This window comes from Devosia sp., assembly GCF_040509215.1.
Taxonomy (GTDB): Bacteria; Pseudomonadota; Alphaproteobacteria; order Rhizobiales; family Devosiaceae; genus Devosia.
On record NZ_JBEVLL010000208.1, the window covers coordinates 1 to 4,559 of the forward strand.

At 62.4% G+C, this 4,559-nt stretch carries 5 protein-coding genes and 1 pseudogene; all 6 read right to left on the reverse strand.

The window, feature by feature from the left end; genetic code table 11:
• A pseudogene (locus ABW043_RS11505) lies at positions 1–359 on the reverse strand (NADH-quinone oxidoreductase subunit F); the annotation flags it as partial.
• A complete protein-coding gene (nuoE, locus tag ABW043_RS11510) occupies positions 359–1,687 on the reverse strand; it encodes an NADH-quinone oxidoreductase subunit NuoE (RefSeq protein ID WP_353921347.1) in 1,329 nt (442 codons plus the stop codon). The gene nuoE and the pseudogene ABW043_RS11505, both read right to left, overlap by 1 nt.
• Positions 1,687–2,877 carry an NADH-quinone oxidoreductase subunit D gene (locus ABW043_RS11515; protein ID WP_353921348.1) on the reverse strand — a complete coding sequence of 397 codons (1,191 nt, stop codon included), beginning with the start codon at positions 2,875–2,877 and terminating at the stop codon, positions 1,687–1,689. The genes nuoE and ABW043_RS11515 overlap by 1 nt, the downstream gene beginning before the upstream one ends.
• Positions 2,877–3,515 (reverse strand): NADH-quinone oxidoreductase subunit C, encoded by a 639-nt coding sequence (locus ABW043_RS11520; RefSeq protein WP_353921349.1) that lies wholly within the window; start codon positions 3,513–3,515, stop codon positions 2,877–2,879. Before ABW043_RS11520 ends, ABW043_RS11515 begins: the two co-directional genes overlap by 1 nt.
• Positions 3,516–3,524: 9 nt before the next feature.
• Complete coding sequence (locus ABW043_RS11525) at positions 3,525–4,106, reverse strand: NuoB/complex I 20 kDa subunit family protein (protein ID WP_353921350.1); 582 nt, start codon at positions 4,104–4,106, stop codon at positions 3,525–3,527.
• Complete coding sequence (locus ABW043_RS11530) at positions 4,097–4,462, reverse strand: NADH-quinone oxidoreductase subunit A (protein ID WP_353921351.1); 366 nt, start codon at positions 4,460–4,462, stop codon at positions 4,097–4,099. Before ABW043_RS11530 ends, ABW043_RS11525 begins: the two co-directional genes overlap by 10 nt.
• Between the last annotated feature and the right edge of the window lie 97 nt (positions 4,463–4,559).

A 4,559-nucleotide genomic window follows, 5' to 3' on the forward strand; every position in this document is an offset into this window, starting at 1 on the left:
AGATGCGCATCCATGGCGCGCGAGGCGATCAGGCAGCCTTCGATCAGATGGTGCGGATCGTGGCGCAGGATTTCGCGGTCCTTGCACGTACCGGGCTCGGATTCGTCAGCATTGACGAGGAGATAATGCGGACGGCCGTCGCTGACCTTGGGCATGAAGCTCCACTTGAGACCAGTGGGGAAGCCAGCGCCGCCACGGCCACGCAGACCCGAACCCTTGACCTCGTTGGTGATCCAATCGCGGCCCTGATCGAGAAATTCCTTCGTACCAACCCAGGAGCCACGCGCACGCGCGCCTTCAAGGCGCCAGTCGTGCTGGCCGTAGAGGTTGGTAAAAATGCGGTCTTTATCAGCGAGCATTAGCGCGGGTCCTTCCCGAACACCTTGCGATATTCCTCAACCCCGCCGCGAGCGAGGACGTCGGCCTGTTGCAGCCAGTTGTCACGCGCAACGCGACCCTTGAAGTTGAGGCTCGATTCGAGAGCCGTGATCTGTTCCGGCGTCATCGCGGCGACCTGGCTCCACTTGGTGATGCCAACAGCGTTGAGTTTGCCTTCGAGAACCGGACCGACGCCCGAGATCAGCTTGAGATCGTCGGCAGGGCCTTCCTGCTTCTGGAACAGCGGCGTGGGGCCACCGGTCTCGGCAGTCGGGCTCAGGCCTTCGGCGGGAGCGGCGACGATCTTCTTCGTCGACTTCTTCACCGAGGTAGCAGCAGCATCGCCAGCGGGGGCATCGGCAGATTTCTTGCCGGGAGCCTTGCCGCCATCGACCTTGGCCGCCTTGGATTCGGCGCCGACAGCGTCTTCGCGCATTTCCTTGGCAGGCTTACCGGTTGCATTTGCAGAGGCATTGGCAGCCTTGCGTTCGCCTTCGGCCTTGGCCTCGGAAACCTTGGCTTCCTTGGGCGTACCTTTGAGAGCGGGAGCGGATTCTTCCGAGACGTCCTTGGGCTTGGCAGCCGTGGTCGGTTCGGGGGCCTTGGCGGCCGGCGCCGGAGCAGCGGCGGGCGCCGCAGCGGCAGGTGCCGCGCCTTCCGGTGGAGCCGGCGGAACGAACTTTTCGCGCTTGGCCGTCGGCATTTCGAGCAAGGTCGACTGACCGCCTTCGGCGGCAGCGTTCAGGCGCTCGATCTGGGTGCCCGGCTTGATGCTGGCGCCATTACCGGCCTGGAACGCATCGATGATTTCTTCGAGGCGACCAGCGGTCAGGTCCTCGTAGGTGTCGTGATAAATGGTGACCATCGGTGCGTTGACGCAGGCGCCGGCGCATTCGACTTCTTCCCACGACATAGTGCCATCTTCATTGAGATGGTGCGGGTCGTGGTGGATCTTGCTCTTGCAGACCTCGATCAGCTCCCCTGCCCCGCGCAGCATGCACGGGGTGGTGCCGCAGACCTGAACGTGGGCACGGGTGCCGACGGGCTGGAGCTGGAACTGAGTGTAGAAGGTCGCAACTTCCAGCACGCGGATATAGGCCATGCCGAGCATCTCGGCGACCTTTTCAATGGTCGCGCGGGAGACCCAGCCGTCCTGATCCTGCGCACGCATAAGCAGCGGGATGACAGCAGACTGCTGACGGCCGGTCGGATAAAGCGCGATGCGCTTTTCGGCCCAGGCTGCGTTAGCATCATTAAAGGCGAAACTTGCCGGCTGAACCGACTCGTCTGCAAGGCGTCGCACGCTCATCAGCGATCAACCTCTCCGAACACAATATCAATCGACCCGAGGATCGCGGTGACGTCTGCCAGCATGTGGCCGCGGCAGAGCCAGTCCATGGAGCTCAGATGGGCAAAGCCCGGAGCGCGGATGTGACAGCGATAGGGCTTGTTGGTGCCATCGGACACCACATAGACGCCGAACTCACCCTTGGGTGCTTCGACGGCGGCGTAAATCTCGCCGGCCGGGACCTTGAAGCCTTCGGTGTAGAGCTTGAAGTGATGGATCAGTGCTTCCATCGACTGCTTCATCTCACCGCGCTTGGGCGGAACGACCTTGCCGTCGACAGAGGCCACAGGGCCCTTGCCTTCCGGCGCGTTCAGCTTTTCGACGCACTGCTTCATGATCTTGTTGGCCTGCCGCATTTCTTCCATGCGGATCAGGTAGCGATCATAGCAGTCGCCATTGGAGCCGGTCGGGATATCGAAATCCATCTCAGCATAAGCGTCATAGGGCTGGGCCTTGCGTAGATCCCAGGCGGCGCCGGAGCCGCGGACCATGACGCCCGAGAAGCCCCTGCCCCACGCTTCTTCCAGCGGGACGACGCCGATATCGACGTTACGCTGCTTGAAGATGCGGTTGTCGGTCAGCAGCGTGTCGATGTCGGCCAGCGCGGCGGGGAATTCGTCGCAGAAGGTGCCGATGTCATCGACCAGAGCCTGCGGCAGGTCCTGATGGACGCCACCGGGGCGGAAATAGGCTGCGTGCATGCGCGCGCCGGAAGCGCGCTCATAGAACACCATGAGCTTTTCGCGCTGCTCGAAGCCCCAAAGCGGCGGAGTCAGCGCGCCGATGTCCATGGCCTGGGTGGTCACGTTCATCAGGTGAGCGAGGAGCCGCCCGATTTCGGCATAGAGCACGCGGATCAACTGGCCACGACGCGGCACTTCGATGCCGAGCATGCGCTCGACGGCCAGGGCAAAAGCATGCTCCTGGTTCATCGGGGCCACGTAGTCGAGGCGGTCGAAATAGGGAACAGCCTGCAGGTAGGTCTTGTATTCGATCAGCTTTTCGGTGCCGCGGTGAAGCAGGCCAACGTGCGGATCGACACGTTCAACGAGCTCGCCATCGAGCTCGAGAATCATGCGCAGCACGCCGTGGGCCGAGGGGTGAACCGGGCCGAAGTTGATCGTGAAATTGCGGACGTCGACTTCTGACATCAGTTCTTCGCCTTCTCGTCACCGGGCAGCACGTAATCCGTACCTTCCCAGGGTGACAAATAATCGAACGAGCGGAATTCCTGGGCGAGAGCGACCGGCTCATAGACCACGCGGCGGCGCTCTTCGTCGTAGCGCACTTCCACAAAGCCGGTGAGCGGGAAGTCCTTGCGCAGCGGATGGCCATCAAAGCCATAGTCCGTGAGGATGCGGCGCAGGTCGGGGTGACCGGAGAACAGCACGCCATAGAGATCGTAGGTCTCGCGCTCGAACCAGTCGGCACCGGCAAAGACGCCAGTGATCGAGGGAACGGGCGTCGCCTCATCGGCCTGCACCTTGACGCGGACGCGCTGGTTCAGGTGCGGGCTCATGAAGTGGTAGACCACGTCGAAGCGGAATTCGCGCGAGGGATAGTCGGCGCCGCACACGTCCACGAAGGAGATGAAACGGCATTTGGCGTCGTCACGGAGGAAGGTGACAACGTCGACGATAGAATCGCGCTGAGCGGTAACGGTGAGATCGCCGAAGGCGGTCTCGAAGCCGGTGACAGCCTCGCCGAGGGAAGCCACGATGTGTTCGCCGAGGGCGACCAGCGGGTGGACTTCAATGACGGGCTCGACGGTTTCAACAGTGTCGGTCATGGCCGGGCCCTATCGCTCGATCGTGCCGTCGCGGCGGATCTTCTTTTGCAGCAACAGGATGCCGTAAAGAAGCGCCTCGGCGGTCGGAGGGCAGCCAGGGACATAGACGTCCACGGGCAGGATGCGATCGCAGCCGCGCACCACCGAATAGGAATAGTGATAATAGCCGCCGCCATTGGCACAGGAGCCCATGGAGATGACGTAGCGCGGCTCGGGCATCTGGTCGTAGACCTTGCGCAGAGCCGGCGCCATCTTGTTGGTCAGCGTGCCGGCGACGATGAGAACGTCGGACTGGCGCGGCGAAGCGCGCGGCGCCGTGCCGAAACGTTCGATGTCGTAACGGGGCATCGACATCTGCATCATTTCAACGGCGCAGCAGGCCAGACCCGTCTGCATCCACATCAGCGAGCCGGTACGGGCCCAGGTGATGAGCTGCGACACGGTGGTGACGAGGAAGCCCTTGTCGGCCAGCTCGTTGTTCACGCCTGCGAAGAACGGATCGTCGGCGCCAAAGGGCTTGCCGGTTGCCGGGTCGAGAGCGCCGGTGGGACGGGGCGTCACCAGCGTCGCGTTGGAGGGGCTCAATCCCATTCCAGAGCTCCTTTGCGCCATTCATAAATAAAGCCGACGGTCAGCACGCCAAGGAAGGCCATGACCGACCAGAAGCCGAACCAGCCGATATCGTGGAACGCAACGGCCCAGGGGAAGAGGAACGCCACTTCGAGGTCGAAGATGATGAAGAGAATCGCCACCAGGTAGAATCGGGCATCGAACCTCATGCGCGCGTCGTCGAAGGCGTCGAAGCCGCACTCGTAAGCCGAAACCTTCTCAGGATCCGGATTCTTGAACGCGACGAGGAACGGGGCGAGCATGAGGACCAGGCCAATAACGGCAGCCAGGCCGATGAAGATGACGATCGGCAGGTAGTTGCTGAGCAACTCGTTCATGGTTTTGCCTACGGGTCTAGTGCCGGCAGAAGGTGCCGGGCCATGCGGCCGGAAGGGCGATTTTGGGCCCCCGAGGCGACATGACGCAGTGTGCTTT

Bases quoted from the DNA above. Each gene is read 5' to 3' on its own strand.
- nuoE (WP_353921347.1), bottom strand. From the start codon at position 1,687: ATGAGCGTGCGACGCCTTGCAGACGAGTCGGTTCAGCCGGCAAGTTTC.
- ABW043_RS11515 (WP_353921348.1), bottom strand. From the start codon at position 2,877: ATGTCAGAAGTCGACGTCCGCAATTTCACGATCAACTTCGGCCCGGTT.
- ABW043_RS11520 (WP_353921349.1), bottom strand. From the start codon at position 3,515: ATGACCGACACTGTTGAAACCGTCGAGCCCGTCATTGAAGTCCACCCG.
- ABW043_RS11525 (WP_353921350.1), bottom strand. From the start codon at position 4,106: ATGGGATTGAGCCCCTCCAACGCGACGCTGGTGACGCCCCGTCCCACC.
- ABW043_RS11530 (WP_353921351.1), bottom strand. From the start codon at position 4,462: ATGAACGAGTTGCTCAGCAACTACCTGCCGATCGTCATCTTCATCGGC.